Origin of the sequence: Vibrio sp. 3-2(1) (genome assembly GCF_963887575.1) — a bacterium.
GTDB lineage: Bacteria > Pseudomonadota > Gammaproteobacteria > Enterobacterales > Vibrionaceae > Vibrio > Vibrio anguillarum.
The window spans coordinates 429924-446575 of sequence record NZ_CAWPGB010000011.1; the positions used below are offsets into that span (position 1 = coordinate 429924).

Below are 16652 nucleotides of genomic sequence, written 5' to 3' on the forward strand. Positions count from 1 at the left end.
CCGTATCAATCGAGCGCCCAATAGTGACTGGGCGACCCATGCATTAGCTCATCAAAAGCGGACCCAACGGGCGACCACCAACCAAGTGCATATGAATGTGGTAAACCTCTTGGCCACCATGAGCGTTACAATTCACTATCAAGCGATAGCCATCTTGTGCAATACCTTCTTGTTGAGCGATTTTTTTTGCCACTGTAAACATACGTCCCATAGCCGCTTCATGCTCAGGTTCAACATCGTTGGTCGTCGGAATAAACGCATTGGGAATGATAAGAATATGGCTAGGCGCTCTAGGGTTAATGTCCCGAAAGGCGGTAACTAAATCATCTTGATAGAGGATATCTGCAGGAATTTCTTTACGGATAATTTTGCTAAAAATGGTTTCTTCAGCCATGAAATACTCCACTAGTAAATAGGCCTACGCAGTCACATCAAAGTACATTAGATCGAGATAAGTGGTTCAAGGCTAATACCTAAGTGGCCCACGACAACATATCGACAACCGATAGAACCGACACTAATTTGACCTTAATGCTACTGAATATAATAGGTGTGTAGTTGGATTTGAGTATGCGTGAACCCTGTCAAAAGCTCAATAAAAAACACCGTACGCGTAGCATAAATGACAGAACACTAATATAAAAAATGCGTTTTGCCAGGCCCGTCATAAAATGTACGTCTCACATTCAATACAATACTCATTATTTTGTTATTTTTTAAAACAAAACACTATTTTTCTAGGGAGAGGATTATGAAGGGTTCAGTGATTAGGCGAATGTACGCTGGTTTCACACTGATCATCATCATGTTTGCAGTAACGACCGCCATTATGATGGGAGGAATGAATCAAATTCATTCTAATTTCGAAAGTGTATCAACCACCGCCTTACCGCTCGTTTCTTTGTCAAACAAAACAAGTGTTCAACTGCTTTCTGCCGATAAATCTTTTAAGGACTTTTTGACGACACAAAACCAAGATCGCATGAATGTGATGCGTTCAGAATTTGCTAAAGCAAAACAAGATTTTGCTGACGTGCTAAACCAGCTCCAACAAGCAAGTGCAATGAACCCCTCTCTTGAAGAGCGGATAAGCCAACTTAAACAGATGGAACTCCGCTACTTTTCAGAAGCAGAACAAGCCATGAATAATTATCAGGCGATGTTTGAGGCGCAAGCTCAAGTGCAAAAATCAACTCGTGAATTTCAAAGACTTCATGCCGATTTAAGCACCGGAATGAAAGATTTTGTCGATGGGCAAAATAGTATTTCAGTTAAAGTCATGGCGAAAAGTTATTTCATTAAATTGAAAGATGCGGAATTAATCACTTCAGACGCTTTGGCCAGTTCGGATGTCGCCTTTGTTGACAAGGCCGTCACCATGAATAAAAAAGCGGTCACGCACCTCAACTACGCTTACCGAGGCTTATCGACCCAATTACCTGAACTGAAAAAAACATTTGACGATCTCGTCCAAAAATTCTCTCAAGATATTGGGCAAAAGGGTGGTGTGCTTGATCAACACAATAGTTACTTACTAGCGAAAACAGCCCTTTATGAAAACATTGCGAATTTGGCTATCGAGGTCGATAAAGCAATGACGATTTTAGACTCTTTTAACGATACTGCGACCGACGGTTTAAATGCCTCTCTGCGAGAAGCCGGGGAAGTCTATAAGCAAGGAGTTATTAAAGCGATCGTGATTGGTATTGCGGTTGTACTAGTGGCTACGGGTATTGGTTACCACATTGCGCAAAGTGTTCGTGAGCCGTTAAATCGTATACTCAAAACGCTAGAAGGGCTGACAAAAGGAGATATGACACAGCGCATTGAAATTCGTTACAACAACGAGTTTAGTCGCTTAAGTGGCCACATCAATTCGCTAGCAGATAATTTGCACCATATTTTGGTGCAGTTGAATGATGCTTCTGAAAATTTAACCAACACAGCTAACCATAACCAAACCACCTCTTCAAAAGCACAGTCACAACTCAGCACCCAACGTGAGCAAACCGCGAGCGTGGCAACCGCAATGACGGAAATGGCTCATTCAGTACAAGAAGTAGCGCAAAGTGCTCAAAGTTCGCTAGAGATGGTGCAGAAAGTTGAATCGGCTTCTGAATCGGGCCGTAAAATTATGAGTGACAATATCACTACTATTAATCAATTGGAGACTCGCTTAAATCAATCGGTTGATGCTGTCGGTGAACTGCAAAAAATGAGCAGCCAAATTGGTTCTATCTTGGATGTGATTCGTAACATTGCAGAACAAACCAACTTACTGGCGCTCAATGCCGCGATTGAAGCTGCTCGTGCTGGAGAGCAAGGGCGCGGGTTTGCAGTCGTAGCTGACGAAGTTCGTGTTTTGGCAAAACGCACAACGGATTCGACGTCTGAAATTGAAAGTATGATCAGCAACTTGCAATCCAGCTCATCTTCTGCCAGTACTGTTATTGAAAGCTGCATGACTGATATGGAACTTTCTGTCGAGCAAGCATCAACGGCGAATAGCGCAATGGAAGAGATCCAAGCGTTAATTCTAGAAATCAGTCAGATGAGTACTCATATTACACAGGCGGCCGCCGAGCAAAGTGAAACAACCGGTGACATTGCACGCAGTATCGAGGATATTAATTTAATCGCAGATGGTAGCTATCAAGCCATGTCTCAAATTGCACAGGCAAGCGCCAACCTAACTCAGCTTGCTAATCAGCAGAATGAATTAGTCCATCGTTTTACATTATGAGTGACCGTTAACAAACTCAACCCCATTTGTAAGTTACATGTAAATTATGTCTCAAGGGCGGCTTTTAATCTAAAGTCGCCCTTGTTTTTTTGATGCCACATCGTTATATGATAACTATCGGCTTGCGCATTATTATCTACCTCCTACTCTTTGCAAGCCAAACATGAGGATGATCTATGGCTGTTCATGTTGGCATTATCGACCAAGACCCTATTCGCTTGGTTACTCCCCTGCTTGATAATCGAACGGTAAGTTCGCACATTGTCTTCATCGGTGAGCAAGACCAAAAATCAATGTATTTACGTTTACACTCGGTATTGAGTCAGCGCGACATCACTTCTGAGTTTTTTGAAATCCCATCGGGTTCCAATACCTCAGCAATCAAACAAGCTATCCAGTTTTTAGCGGAAGATTTGAAAGCCAGATACGACGAAGTCAAGCTGAACGCAAGTTGTGGTTTGAGACATCGTTTATTATCCGTTTATGAGGTGTTCCGTAGCTATCAATGGCCTATTTTTGTCGTCGAACCGAACAGTGATCAGCTGTGTTGGCTTTATCCCGATGGTCAAAATAATACCCAAGTGCAAGACCACATTACCATTTCAGATTACTTAACCATTTTTGGTGCACGGGGTGAATTTAGTGAGCATCATATTCCGCCACAACTTGACCAAAAACTTTACGAACTCGGCGAGCGCTGGGCAAGTAATGCATTAGAACTTGGTCCTGGTTTAGCCACATTAAACTATTTAGCGACGACGTGCCGCAAAGAGCAGCGGCTAGATGTTGCACTTTCAGAAAAACAACAAGGCTATCGTGAACTTCATATTCTGTTGACCGATCTGGTCGAAGCACAAATCGCCACCTATCAAAATGGCATTTTAACCTTCGCCAACGAAGATGCGCGCCGATTTTCCAATGGAGAATGGTTAGAAACATTAGTGCACAGTACAATAAGACAGATCCAAGATGATATGCCAACCATTCAAGATCGCTCTTTGAATGTTCAAGTCTACCGTCAATTAGGTGAGCGAGAAGTCAGAAATGAACTCGATGTCGCTACAGTGGTGAATAACAAACTGCATATTATTGAATGTAAAACGAAAGGTATGCGTGATGACGGCGATGATACACTTTATAAGCTAGAATCATTACGTGATTTGCTTGGTGGCCTACAAGCTCGCGCTATGCTCGTGAGCTTTCGCCCACTCCGCCATAATGACATTACTCGTGCAGAAGATTTAGGGTTAGCCTTAATCGGCCCAGACGAACTGAAAGATTTAAAATTACATTTAGCCGCTTGGTTTAAAGAAGCGGGTGGTAACGAAGATATCTAACCTACAAAAAAAGCCCGTTTCATACGGGCTTTTTTTACAGTAAAACGAATTTTCTAATGATCATCTTCTGTAAAATTTGTCGGTAACGTTGTTTTCATTTGATTCCATATGTGAGCGCTGTCAATACCGTAATGACGGATCACAATCGGCAACTGCTCACGATTGCCACTTTCACATACTGCTAATAATTCACGGTAAAACTGCAAGGCTAACTCGCGTGCTTCTGGATTAGAGAAATAATAGCTGCCGACTCGGTCATATAATTTCTTTAGCCCATTAAAAATCAAACCATAAATTTGATTTCCTGAGTGAAACGCTAAACGCTGAAATAACATGTAATCGTAAAAGTTAAAGGTTTTCGCAATCAATATTTGCTGACGTTTATATTCGTCTTTCTCACCATCATCTTTAATATGCTGTTGGATTTTCTGTGCATAAGGAGATAACTCCATAAAAGAATCCCAAGATTTAGCACTTAATAGTGCTTCACAGCTTTCGATAACATTAGTAATAGTGCGCTCGGCAGGCTCTTTGTTCACTTTAAATGCATAACGCATAAATATGGGGCTAATATTTGTCCGAGCCGCAAGTAAGTCTTCCACAATACTGGTAGCATTTTCAGCATCGAGCGTCATTAATGTATCTAATATGTGTAAACCGGAAGTTTCCATAAATTGGTTTACTTTTGTTGGCTTACCATGCTGTATAGTCAACCAACCATCACGGGCTAAGCGTTGTAATACTTCTCGAAGCGTTGTACGTGTTACACCAATTAATTCTGAAAGTTCGCGCTCTGCAGGTAAGATAGAACCCGGTGCAAAGCGACCATTCCAAATGCTCTCAATTATGTATTTTTCAGCAAAACCTGCTGGGCTTTTTGCCTTAATGACCATTAAGTACTTATCCAGTTTTCTATTTATTTGGGTCGAATGGGACTCATCATACCACTAGTTGAACGTTATCGGAAACAAACCATCCGCGAAGTTATCACAAACAAAATAGAGCTTAAACTCTAATTTAATCATCTTGTTTATGAACAATACCGAGTCAATGAAATGGTAATTTTTAGCAGTTCTTCAAAAGGAAGAACTCATAAGAGTAGAAAAAATAAAGAGATATAACTCACATTAATAAACTTAAAATAATCAATTTAAGCTTGCAAAATTCGCTCTTTTTAGTCATTTAGATGCCTATTACCTTAACTCCACTTCAAAATACGGCTCGGCGTGAATTTTTCACAACTCTTATGCTATGCTTACCCAACTTTGATCGCGTTTTTGACCAAAATATCGGTAAGTGTTTTATCAATAACCTGATTATTATTGACTAAAAAAGCTTGCGGAGTAGAGTGACGGTCGAAGTAAGGATTGCTTGTCTCACTCAAGGAGTGTCTTGGTAAAACCATAATCCCTAAACGGCTTGTTGTTTCGCTAGAACATTGCCGATAGATACTGTTTTCGTGTTTAACACGTTCTATTTGGCCACTTCACATAATGAATTAAAGATAAGCTGACAGCGTCTATCATCTCAACAGTAAGAGAACTACCCATGCCGATGTCCCTCGGAAGCGCTTTTCTCAAGAACTTTCTTGGTAAAGCCCCTGACTGGTACAAAGTTGCCATTATTGCTTTTCTCATTATCAACCCGATTGTTTTCTTTTTGGTCGACCCATTTATTGCTGGTTGGCTACTTGTGGTTGAATTCATTTTCACCCTAGCGATGGCGCTTAAATGCTATCCCCTGCAACCTGGTGGCTTACTGGCTATCGAAGCTATCGCCATTGGGATGACCAGTGCAGAGCAAGTAAAACATGAGCTTGTGAATAACATCGAAGTTCTGCTGCTACTGGTGTTTATGGTGGCTGGTATCTATTTCATGAAACAGCTATTGCTGTTCATCTTCACCAAAATACTGCTTGGTATTCGTTCAAAAGCGATGCTTTCGGTCGCCTTTTGCATTACAGCTGCTTTCCTGTCTGCATTTTTGGATGCTTTAACAGTTATTGCTGTGGTCATCAGTGTCGCCGTCGGGTTTTACTCGATTTATCACAAAGTGGCATCGGGACAAGGGACAAGCTCCGCTCATGACCATACTCAAGATGAGCATATCTCAGAACTAACACGTGATGACCTAGAAAACTATCGTGCGTTTTTGCGCTCACTACTGATGCATGCTGGCGTAGGTACCGCTTTAGGCGGGGTGATGACCATGGTTGGTGAACCACAAAACTTGATCATCGCCGATCAAGCAGGTTGGTTTTTTGGCGAGTTTATCATCCGTATGTCTCCGGTAACCGTACCTGTTTTTCTCTGTGGTATTTTGACCTGTGTATTGGTTGAAAAGCTGAAGCTATTTGGTTACGGCGCAGAATTACCCGCTAACGTTCGTCAAATTCTGGTCGATTTTGACACGGCTGAGCGCAAAAATCGAACCAATCAAGACGTCGCAAAACTTTGGATCCAAGGCGCTATTGCTGTCTGGCTGATTGTTGGATTGGCACTGCACTTAGCGGCAGTTGGATTGATTGGTCTTTCAGTTATTATTTTGGCGACAGCATTTACTGGTGTGATAGAAGAACATTCGCTAGGCAAAGCATTTGAAGAGGCCCTACCCTTTACGGCGCTGCTGGCGGTATTCTTCTCCATCGTAGCCGTAATTATCGATCAACAACTCTTTAAGCCAGTTATCGATGCTGTGTTGAATGTTGAAGATAAAGGGGCTCAGCTTGCTCTCTTCTATGTGGCTAACGGGCTTTTGTCGATGGTTTCGGATAACGTTTTCGTTGGCACTGTCTATATTAATGAAGTCAAAACAGCGCTACTAGAAGGTGTTATCACGCGTGACCAATTCGATTTATTGGCTGTCGCAATTAACACAGGTACGAACTTACCGTCAGTAGCAACACCAAACGGCCAAGCCGCTTTCTTATTCTTATTAACATCAGCACTTGCACCATTGATCCGCCTTTCTTATGGCAAAATGGTCATCATGGCTCTGCCCTACACGATTGTATTGGCATTAGTTGGCCTGTTTGGCATTGTCTTCTTAGTTGAACCCATGACTGCGCATTTTTATGACTTAGGGTGGATTACGCACCATTCAGCCAAAGCAGTTCAAGCCATCTCTGCCGGGCATTAAAATATTCGGTTGATAATGAAACTTATCTAAGTTAAAAAGCTCTGAACTATCAGGGCTTTTTATTCTTTACAGGTATTGAATGTGACTTTTTTTTCTACTCTGAAACTGTTCTCTCAATCGAGAAAATCTTGGTTTTTATTACTTCTTTTTGTGGTTTTTTTTGAGGCTTGTGCGCTTTTTTTTCAGCACATCATGATGCTCGCACCGTGTGTGATGTGCATTTATGAACGTGTGGCGATGCTAGGAATTGGCGGAGCAGCTCTGCTTGGCTTAATCGCACCCAATAATCCGATTGTTCGTTGGATTGGACTCGTTGCTTGGGGATCCAGTGCTTATAAAGGTTTGACCTTAGCTCTGCAACATGTGGATTACCAATTCAACCCTTCTCCTTTTGCCACTTGTGATTTATTTGTCACTTTCCCAAGCTGGGCACCACTCAATCAATGGGCACCTTGGATGTTCGAAGCTTACGGTGACTGTTCGAAAGTGGTATGGCAATTTTTAACGCTTTCCATGCCACAGTGGCTAGTGGTCATCTATGCTGCTAACTTGCTGGTGCTCGCTTTTGTTGTTTTAGCTCAGTTCACGAAAACCCACGTCAATAAGCTGCGGTAATAACCTGCTTGATCAAAAAAGGCATCTCGCTAAGAGATGCCTTTGGGCTGATTCACATCGCTTACTCTGACGCAAGCAGCGGATCAACATTAATATACTTACCAATTTGTTGCCGTTTTACCGTTGGCACATAGGGTATTTCACCAAGCTTAGGCGCTGGAATGCGCGATTCCAACATTGCAATAATTTCAGCGTAATGCTCAGTTCCTGGGTTCACTCGGTTGGCTACCCAGCCAACAATCTTCAACCCGTCGGCAATAATACTTTCCGCTGTTAAAATTGCATGGCTTAAGCAACCTAGTTTAATCCCTACCACTAATACCACTGGTAGCTGTTCTTGTTTAACCCAAGTAGACAAGCAGTCCGTATCAGAGATCGGAACGCGCCAACCACCAGCACCTTCGATCAACACAATGTCAGCATTCGCTTTATGCTTAGCTAATTTGCTACTGAGTACGCCATAATCAATCTCGACCTGTTCATGTTTTGCGGCGATATGTGGTGATGTAGGGAGCGCTAAAGAATATGGATTCACATCACCATAGGGCATCTCTTTGGTTGCCGCTTTCATCAGATGTAATGCATCTGAGTTGCGTAAGCCAAATTCCGTTTTTTCGCTACCAGCGGCAACGGGTTTGTAGCCAATAGTCACCAAATCCTTGGCGGCTAATGCTTGTAGAATCGCTTTTGAAGCGACCGTTTTTCCAACGTCGGTGTCCGTACCCGCAATAAAAAATGCATCAATCATCGATGTATAACCCCTAAACAAACCTGATAAGTTGCAGGTAGAAGACCTTGATGGTTTTGAAATGCTTGGTATGCCTGCTCAATTTGCATTAGAGCCTTGCGGCTTGTTAACCCTTGTGAGCGTCCACTTACGTGATTTGCACCAATTCCTTTAAGATCTCTCATCAAGGAAAAAGCTTTGTCATACCAAACTGTGATCGAAGGCAAGTCTAGTTGATGGTGGTAACAGTGAGATTGCGCTAACGCAATTTTTACCTGATTGAGTGTGATGAAATCATTGACGTGTTGATGTGTATCAATTTTTGTCCACGCTTGTTTCAGTTCAAACAGCGAACCGTCCAATAATGTCGAAAAATAAGCCGTCCCTTGTGGTTTCAATACGCGGTGAATTTGTCGCAGTGGTAGAACAAGGTCATCACACCACTGCAGCGCTAAGCTAGAAAAAACGTAATCAAAAGAGGCGTTGGCGAAAGGAAGCGCCTCAGCATCGGCTTGATAATAGGTGACGCCAACATCACCACAACGTATTTTAGCTTGTACTAGCATCTCACTGGAGAGGTCAGCACATACCACATACGCCCCTCTACGCCGCAGTTGCTCTGAAAAATAGCCCGTACCACAACCAAGATCGAGCACTCTTTTCCCTACTAGATTGCGCGGCATTTTGTCCAATAAACGTTGCCCTACGTCACGTTGAAAAGCGGCATGTACATCATAATGCTTTGCCGCGCGGCTAAAAGAGTGGGCAATGGCGGCTTTGTCATGCAGCGTATTTATCTCTATGGCATGAGTTTGTGACATATTCAGCTCTCCTCTAGCGCACGTTGCAGTTGTGTGGTTAGTTGCTCTATGTCAGCAATAGTGTGATTGGCGGTTAGAGTGATACGCAATCGGGCACGGCCTTGAGCCACCGTTGGTGGGCGAATCGCGGTCAACCAACACCCGCTATGTCGCAATTGATCGGCGATATTCAATGCTGTTTGCGCCTCACCAACAAGGTAGGGTTTGATTGGCGTTAGCGTTTCAACATAGCCATCGAAACCTTGCATGGATTCAGCGTAATAAGCTTGCAGCTCAGTTAGTTTTTCTCTGCGCCACGGCTGCTGAGTGACCATTGAAATAGCATGAGTTACTGCATAAGCTTGCGCTGGCGGCATGGCTGTAGAATAGACGTGGTGACGAGCAAACTGCGTAAGAAAGTCACCCACCTCTTGATTGCATAAGATAGCTGCACCCGATAACCCCAAGGCTTTGCCAAAGGTCACCACTAAGAGCTGTGGTTTTATTCCTGCCGCGCTGCAACTGCCTGCCCCACCCTCGCCCAAAACACCGATGCCATGTGCATCATCGACTGCCAACCACGCTTCACCTTGCAGTGCATCCGTGATTTCGCACAGCGGTGCACAATCACCATCCATGCTAAAGACCCCTTCAGTCACCACTAACGTATGACTATCGCTGTTAAGCTGTTGCTTAAGATGAGTGACATCGTTGTGCCGAAAACGCTTCATACTGGCTGCGCAAAGCATTCCTGCTTCCATCAAAGAGGCGTGGTTAAGTTTATCTTGCAGTAGCAAATCGTCTTTATTGAGCAGGCTAAACAACAGTGCCTGATTGGCACTAAACCCCGATCCAAACAAAATGGCTCGCTCATAACCTAGCCACTCACACAAGTTAGCTTCAAGGTTGCGATGGGCTGAGCTAAAGCCTGTGACCAAAGGAGACGCGCCACTACCGCAACCATACATACTCAGCCCTTGCTGCCAAGCGGCAATCAATTCTGAGTCGTGCGCAAGGCCAAGGTAATCGTTACTGGAAAAGTTAAGATACTGGCGGCCATCTTTGCACAATCGAACCTGGTTACCCCCCTCAAGCTCGATAAGAGAGCGAGAAAGCCCAAGATCGCGACGAGCACTGAGCGCCGCTGAAATACGTGAATTAAACGCTGGCATCGTAGAAAAGATCATCTTTAGTAGGACGAGCTGCCACCCGTTTTACGACACGTTCAAGCAACTCACTTTCTGCAATTTCATCCGGTTTTTGGCTCACTTGTTGGCTATTGATACCCAGTTTTTTAAATAACTGCATATCGCTATCTTCATCAGGATTAGGAGTCGTTAGCAACTTGCAACCGTAGAAAATGGAGTTTGCACCTGCCATAAAGCACAGCGCTTGCATCTGCTCATTCATATTTTCACGTCCAGCCGATAAACGCACCGCCGATTGTGGCATCATGATGCGAGCAACGGCAATCAGACGAATAAAATCAAACGCTTCGACATCTTCGGCTTGCTCTAACGGTGTGCCTTTCACTTTGACCAGCATATTAATCGGTACACTTTCAGGATGGGTTGGTAAGTTCGCTAATTCCACCAACAGGCCAGCGCGGTCATTAGCGCTCTCTCCCATACCGATAATTCCCCCAGAGCAGATCTTCATTCCTGCATCGCGCACGTGCGATAAGGTATCAAGGCGATCTTGATAGGTTCGGGTGGTGATAATGTTGCCATAGTATTCAGGTGAGGTATCTAGGTTGTGGTTGTAGTAATCAAGCCCTGCACTGGCCAACTCGCTTGCTTGATCAGGCGTTAGCATGCCCAACGTCATACACGTTTCCAAGCCCATCTCTTTCACGCCACTGATCATCTCTTTCAAGAGAGGCATATCACGCGCTTTCGGGTTTTTCCACGCCGCTCCCATGCAAAAGCGGGTCGACCCAGAGCGCTTCGCTTTTTGCGCCGCGTCTAACACCCGCTCGACTTCCATCAACCGTTCTTTATCAACATCAGTCCGGTAATGCGCACTCTGCGGGCAATATTTACAATCTTCAGGACACGCCCCCGTCTTAATAGAAAGTAACGTACTGACCTGAACATAATTTTTGGGATGGTATTGACGATGTACTTGCTGCGCTTCAAACAGTAGATCCATAAACGGCTTTTCGACCAGTGCGTTCACCTCAGCAACGGTCCAGTTATGACGAACTTCCACATCTCTTCCTTATTCAGTTTTATTATTTTGTTGCTTGGCTAGTCTACTGACAAGCGATAAACTGTCAACAACCAAAGAGAACACAAGTTTACGTTTGATTAATATTTAATCAAACTCAGCAATATGGACTGATCATGGATTTACTCTTCGACCGCCAACATATCTGGCATCCCTACACTTCAACGCTGACGCCATTGACTTGTTATCCCGTCACTCACGCTCAAGGTGTCCATCTTTATTTGGAAGATGGGCGACGCTTGATTGATGGAATGTCCTCTTGGTGGGCAACTATTCATGGTTATAACCATCCACACCTTAATTACGCTGCGCATCAGCAAATTGATAAAATGTCACACGTGATGTTTGGCGGTATCACACATCAACCCGCCATTACGCTTTGTAAAAAATTACTGGCATTAGCGCCAAGCAATCTTGAGCACGTATTTTTAGCCGATTCTGGCTCCGTCGCCGTGGAGGTCAGTTTAAAAATGGCGCTGCAATACTGGCATGCAAAAGGTCAACCGCGAGCGAAATTTCTCACCTTACGCCATGGCTATCACGGCGATACGTTTGCCGCGATGTCAGTCACTGATCCAGATAATTCAATGCATTCGCTCTACAAAGGTTTTTTGCCGCAGCATATTTTTGCCGATTCGCCAACTTGCGGTTTTTGGGATGAGTGGGATGAACGCGATCTCGATGATTTTCGAGATAAAATAATGCACGCTCATCAAGAGCTTGCGGCGGTGATTTTAGAACCAATTGTGCAAGGTGCTGGCGGTATGCGTATCTATCATCCTCAGTTTTTAAAAGGCGTGCGCGCACTTTGCGATCAATATGGTTTGCTACTGATTGCCGATGAGATTGCAACTGGATTTGGCCGTACTGGAAAGCTCTTCGCCTGCGAGCACGCTAATATCGCGCCTGATATTTTATGTGTCGGCAAGGCCTTAACGGGTGGCTATATGACGCTTTCGGCCACACTGGCGACCAAGCAAGTCGCCGATACGGTTTGTGCTGGCGAAGCGGGCTGCTTTATGCATGGGCCAACCTTTATGGCTAATCCATTAGCGTGCGCCGTCGCCTGCGCTAGCTTAGATCTCATCGAACAGGGCGATTGGCAACAGCAAACCCAGCGTATTGAAGCGCAATTTGCTCATTTACTGCCCATGCTTAACCGTTTTGAGATGGTAAAAGAGACGCGCTGGCTGGGCGCTATCGGCGTGATTGAAACGCATCGCCCTGTCAATATGGAAGTCATTCAAGCGCTATTTGTTGAGCAAGGGGTCTGGATCCGTCCTTTTGGCTGTTTAATCTATGTGATGCCACCGTTTATTAGCCAAGTAGATGACATTGAAAAACTGATCAACGCTGTAGCGGTGGCATTGCAAAATTCGCAATGCTTTCAAATCGATGGGGCTTAAATAGAACCGACATAGAATATTGATGCATAAAAAAACCGACTCGCAAGTCGGTTTTTTTACTGTGTTTAAGACATCATGATTAACCGATGTGCGTTGCGCCACCCATGTATGGTTGCAGTACGCTAGGAACGGCAATACGGCCATCGGCTTGTTGGTTGTTTTCCAAAATGGCTACCATAGTACGGCCCACAGCAAGGCCTGAACCGTTCAGCGTGTGTACAAGCTCAGGTTTATTGCCGCCTTTGCGACGGAAACGGGCTTGCATACGACGCGCTTGGAAATCCCACATGTTTGAGCAAGAGGAGATCTCACGGTATGTGCCTTGCGCAGGAACCCACACTTCTAGATCGTAAGTTTTGCGAGAGCCAAAGCCCATGTCACCTGCACACAACACCACTTTACGGTACGGCAGTTCAAGCAATTTCAGCACTTTTTCCGCATGACCGGTTAACTCTTCCAGCGCCGCCATTGAATCTTCTGGGCGCGTAATCTGAACCAATTCGACTTTATCAAATTGGTGCATACGGATAAGACCACGTGTATCGCGACCATACGATCCCGCCTCAGAACGGAAACAAGGTGTATGAGCTGTCATTTTCAATGGCAGATCGGCTTCGTCAGAAATGGTGTCACGCACCAAGTTCGTTACCGGTACTTCAGCCGTTGGGATAAGAGACAGTTTACGTGGCTCTTCATCATTCACTTTTTCAGTTAGTGGCTCAGTATGGAATAGGTCTTGACCAAATTTAGGTAGCTGACCAGTACCAAACAGGCTGTCAGCGTTGACAAGATAAGGGACATACATTTCTGTATAACCATGTTCTTGTGTGTGCAAGTCCAGCATGAACTGAGCAATCGCACGGTGCAGACGAGCAAATTGGCCTTTCATCACGATAAAGCGAGCGCCAGTAATTTTAGTCGCACTAGCAAAATCTAAACCACCGGCCATTTCACCAAGATCAACGTGATCTCTGAGCTCAAAATCGTAAGTTTTGGGTTCGCCCCAACGAGAAACTTCTACGTTGTCATTTTCATCTTTACCATCAGGAACCGATTCATCTGGTACGTTGGGTACAGACATAGTAATCGCATCCAATTGTGCTTGGATGTCATTCAACTGCGCTTTTTTCGCGTCTAAGTCACTGCCTAGAGAGCCGATTTGTAGCTTGACTGCTTCTGCGCCCGCTTTGTCGCCGGCGGCCATTTTTTGGCCAATTTCTTTGGAGATGGAGTTGCGCGAGGATTGTAAATTTTCAACTTCTACTTGAATGGACTTACGTTGTTCTTCAAGTTGACGAATTGTCTCAACGTCGAGTTTGAAACCGCGACGCGCTAATTTTGCAGCTGTTTCATCCAGCTCAGTGCGAAGTAATTTAGAATCCAGCATTGCTAATCCTATGCTTTTAGTTATGAAAAACGCGCCTGCATCCCTTTCTAATAAGAGCGACGCGTAGAGAAAATTGAACCCGACAAAGATAACGAAAAGAGACTATTTTTCATAGCGCTTTTGTGGGCTTTTTGCATCTAAACTAGCCAAGTAATCTAACTTTTCACCAATTTTGGTTTCTAAACCTCGATTTGTTGGCTGGTAGTAGCGTGTATCGCTCATTTCAGGCGGCAAATAACTTTCGCCAGCCGCGTAAGCTCCCGGTTCATCGTGGGCATAGCGATATTGTGCTCCATAACCAAGATCTTTCATCAAACTGGTTGGTGCATTACGCAAATGAGGCGGCACCTCATACTCTGGCAAATTATGCGCATCAGCTAAGGCTTGCTTCCACGCGCTATACACGGCATTACTTTTGGGCGCGCACGCTAAATAGACAATCGCTTGTGCAATAGCACGTTCACCTTCCGCAGGACCAACGCGGGTAAAACAGTCCCAAGCAGCGAGCGCCACCTGCATGCCTCTTGGGTCGGCGTTGCCAACATCTTCCGAAGCTATCGCCAATAAACGACGAGCGATATAAAGTGGATTGCAACCTGCTGCGATCATTCTGGCCGACCAATACAGCGCCGCATCGGGGTTGGAACCTCGAATCGATTTATGCACCGCAGAGATAAGGTCGTACCAAATATCGCCTTTATTATCAAAGCGCGACACTTTTTCGCCTGCCACTTCGGCCAACAGTTTGAGCGTAATGAGCTTTTCACCTTGCGCATTCTCTTCGGCCATGTCGTACAGCAGCTCAAGATAATTGAGTGACATGCGCGCATCACCATTGACCAATTCAGCCAAACGTTCGAGCACGTTATCCATAAACTGCGCTGCGACTTTACCTAAACCGCGATCGGCATCGTTGATTGCTTGATTGAGCGCCAGCAAAATTTCATCGCTAGCCAGCGAAGTTAATTTGTACACCCGAGCACGAGATAGCAAAGCGTTGTTGAGTTCAAAAGAGGGATTCTCTGTCGTGGCACCAATGAAAGTCACAGTGCCATCTTCAATGTGTGGCAAAAAAGCATCTTGTTGAGATTTATTAAAACGATGCACTTCGTCTACAAACAAAATAGTACGTCGACCCGCCATTTTATTTTCGCGTGCTTTTTCAATGGCAGCACGGATCTCTTTAACGCCAGAAGTCACCGCAGAAACACGTTCAACCTCTGCATTGGCGTAATTCGCCGCCACTTCAGCCAAGGTCGTTTTACCCGTACCGGGCGGCCCCCACAAGATCATCGAATGAATATGACCAGCCTCTAATGCACGCCGCAAGGGTTTACCCACACCTAAAATGTGCTGCTGGCCAATATACTGCTCAACCGTCTGAGGGCGCATTCTCGCGGCCAACGGACGGAAATCTTCATCACCCGAAAAATCTAAGCTGTAGTTACCCACACTGCTGTAGTTACCCACACTATAGTTACTCACGCCTTAGTCCCTATCTCAATTACGTTGATCATCAACCTCGACACCTTGCGGGATCTGGAACGTGAAACGCGCTTTGGCGGCCGGTGTTAGTTGTACATCGCTAAACGTAAACAGACTCTTCTGCCCATCTTGTTCAATCACGTTAAAACCTTTCACGATCCCTTTCTCATCAATCGCTATCTGAAACTGCCCTTGGTTTGAATCTACCGCGGTTGGCGTTAGGGTGAAATCATCACCGTTTTGTGCAACCTTGTAGTGATCCCAATCACTGGCGCGATTACGAGTCAGCAACACAAAAGGAGTTTGTTCCGTCGCTTGTTCTTGATTATAAATACTCACTTGTTCGATAAATGGGCTGTAATACCACAAGGTTTTACCATCAGACACCAGTAAGTTTTCATCAGGAGCGGTCGTTTGCCAACGGAAAAGGCTTGGCCGAACAATATCAACTTTCCCCTGACCTTCCATCACAATATCACCTTCAGGGCTGATCACTTGCTGGGCAAAGGTAGCGCTAAAACCAGCGTTCAGCGCGAGGCGTTGGCTCAACTCCTCTTTTGGCGCAGCCAAAACAGCGACAGAAAAACTACACAGCAACAGGGCTAACACTCTTTTCATGATTACCACACTCCATGGATAACAATTTTTTGTCTATAACGTTTTCTATAACGTCTATTGATAAGACCCCATTCTTTTAAGAAGCATTCGCTTATAAGAACAGCTCGTTTATAAGGGCTTATTGGCTTGGGTTTGTCAGCGTTTTGTTGAGATTAAACCTCAGGCGG

The 16652-nt window shown here is 44.7% G+C and carries 14 protein-coding genes; 5 read left to right on the top strand and 9 right to left on the bottom strand.

All coding sequences use genetic code 11. The features are described 5' to 3' along the window. Positions 1-43 precede the first annotated feature (43 nt). Positions 44-394: a purine nucleoside phosphoramidase gene (gene hinT / locus AACQ79_RS04535; RefSeq protein ID WP_026027183.1), complete on the bottom strand. Its 351-nt coding sequence runs from the start codon at positions 392-394 to the stop codon at positions 44-46. 357 nt (positions 395-751) lie between these two features. Between hinT and AACQ79_RS04540 the strand changes: the two genes are divergently transcribed. Beyond that, on the top strand, positions 752-2743 hold the full coding sequence (locus AACQ79_RS04540; protein ID WP_026027184.1) for a methyl-accepting chemotaxis protein: 1992 nt from the start codon (positions 752-754) through the stop codon (positions 2741-2743). 176 nt (positions 2744-2919) lie between these two features. Then, the gene (locus AACQ79_RS04545) at positions 2920-4080 is read left to right on the top strand and encodes a DUF1887 family protein (RefSeq protein ID WP_170898590.1); all 1161 of its coding nucleotides are present in this window, start codon (positions 2920-2922) and stop codon (positions 4078-4080) included. 53 nt (positions 4081-4133) lie between these two features. Here AACQ79_RS04545 and fadR read toward each other — a convergent pair whose 3' ends face one another. Then, positions 4134-4973 (bottom strand): fatty acid metabolism transcriptional regulator FadR, encoded by an 840-nt coding sequence (gene fadR / locus AACQ79_RS04550; protein WP_010319711.1) that lies wholly within the window; start codon positions 4971-4973, stop codon positions 4134-4136. 655 nt (positions 4974-5628) lie between these two features. Here fadR and nhaB point away from each other — a divergent pair. Then, positions 5629-7218 carry a Na(+)/H(+) antiporter NhaB gene (nhaB, locus tag AACQ79_RS04555; RefSeq protein ID WP_013856514.1) on the top strand — a complete coding sequence of 530 codons (1590 nt, stop codon included), beginning with the start codon at positions 5629-5631 and terminating at the stop codon, positions 7216-7218. A gap of 75 nt (positions 7219-7293) precedes the next feature. Next, positions 7294-7833, top strand: a complete 540-nt coding sequence (dsbB, locus tag AACQ79_RS04560; protein ID WP_094128833.1) for a disulfide bond formation protein DsbB — start codon at positions 7294-7296, stop codon at positions 7831-7833. A gap of 61 nt (positions 7834-7894) precedes the next feature. Here dsbB and bioD read toward each other — a convergent pair whose 3' ends face one another. Genes bioD through bioB form a run of 4 tightly spaced genes read right to left on the bottom strand, consistent with a single transcriptional unit; the run spans position 7895 to position 11571 of the window. After that, complete coding sequence (gene bioD, locus AACQ79_RS04565) at positions 7895-8581, bottom strand: dethiobiotin synthase (protein ID WP_170898594.1); 687 nt, start codon at positions 8579-8581, stop codon at positions 7895-7897. Beyond that, positions 8578-9381, bottom strand: coding sequence for a malonyl-ACP O-methyltransferase BioC (gene bioC / locus AACQ79_RS04570; RefSeq protein ID WP_170898596.1), 804 nt, complete (start codon positions 9379-9381; stop codon positions 8578-8580). The genes bioD and bioC overlap by 4 nt, the downstream gene beginning before the upstream one ends. Positions 9382-9383: 2 nt before the next feature. Beyond that, entirely contained in the window at positions 9384-10547 is a 1164-nt protein-coding gene (gene bioF / locus AACQ79_RS04575; RefSeq protein WP_170898600.1) for an 8-amino-7-oxononanoate synthase, read from the bottom strand. Beyond that, positions 10519-11571 carry a biotin synthase BioB gene (bioB, locus tag AACQ79_RS04580; RefSeq protein WP_017048088.1) on the bottom strand — a complete coding sequence of 351 codons (1053 nt, stop codon included), beginning with the start codon at positions 11569-11571 and terminating at the stop codon, positions 10519-10521. The genes bioF and bioB overlap by 29 nt, the downstream gene beginning before the upstream one ends. A gap of 134 nt (positions 11572-11705) precedes the next feature. Between bioB and bioA the strand changes: the two genes are divergently transcribed. After that, a complete protein-coding gene (gene bioA, locus AACQ79_RS04585) occupies positions 11706-12995 on the top strand; it encodes an adenosylmethionine--8-amino-7-oxononanoate transaminase (protein WP_170898602.1) in 1290 nt (429 codons plus the stop codon). Positions 12996-13074: 79 nt separating this feature from the next. Here the strand turns inward: bioA and serS are convergent, their stop codons facing one another. The 3 genes from serS to lolA form a co-directional block, all read right to left on the bottom strand. Continuing rightward, entirely contained in the window at positions 13075-14382 is a 1308-nt protein-coding gene (gene serS / locus AACQ79_RS04590; RefSeq protein ID WP_013856507.1) for a serine--tRNA ligase, read from the bottom strand. Between the two features lie 102 nt (positions 14383-14484). Beyond that, a complete protein-coding gene (locus tag AACQ79_RS04595; protein WP_170898896.1) occupies positions 14485-15834 on the bottom strand; it encodes an AAA family ATPase in 1350 nt (449 codons plus the stop codon). A 48-nt stretch (positions 15835-15882) separates the two neighbouring features. Next, positions 15883-16485 carry an outer membrane lipoprotein chaperone LolA gene (gene lolA / locus AACQ79_RS04600; protein ID WP_026027187.1) on the bottom strand — a complete coding sequence of 201 codons (603 nt, stop codon included), beginning with the start codon at positions 16483-16485 and terminating at the stop codon, positions 15883-15885. Between the last annotated feature and the right edge of the window lie 167 nt (positions 16486-16652).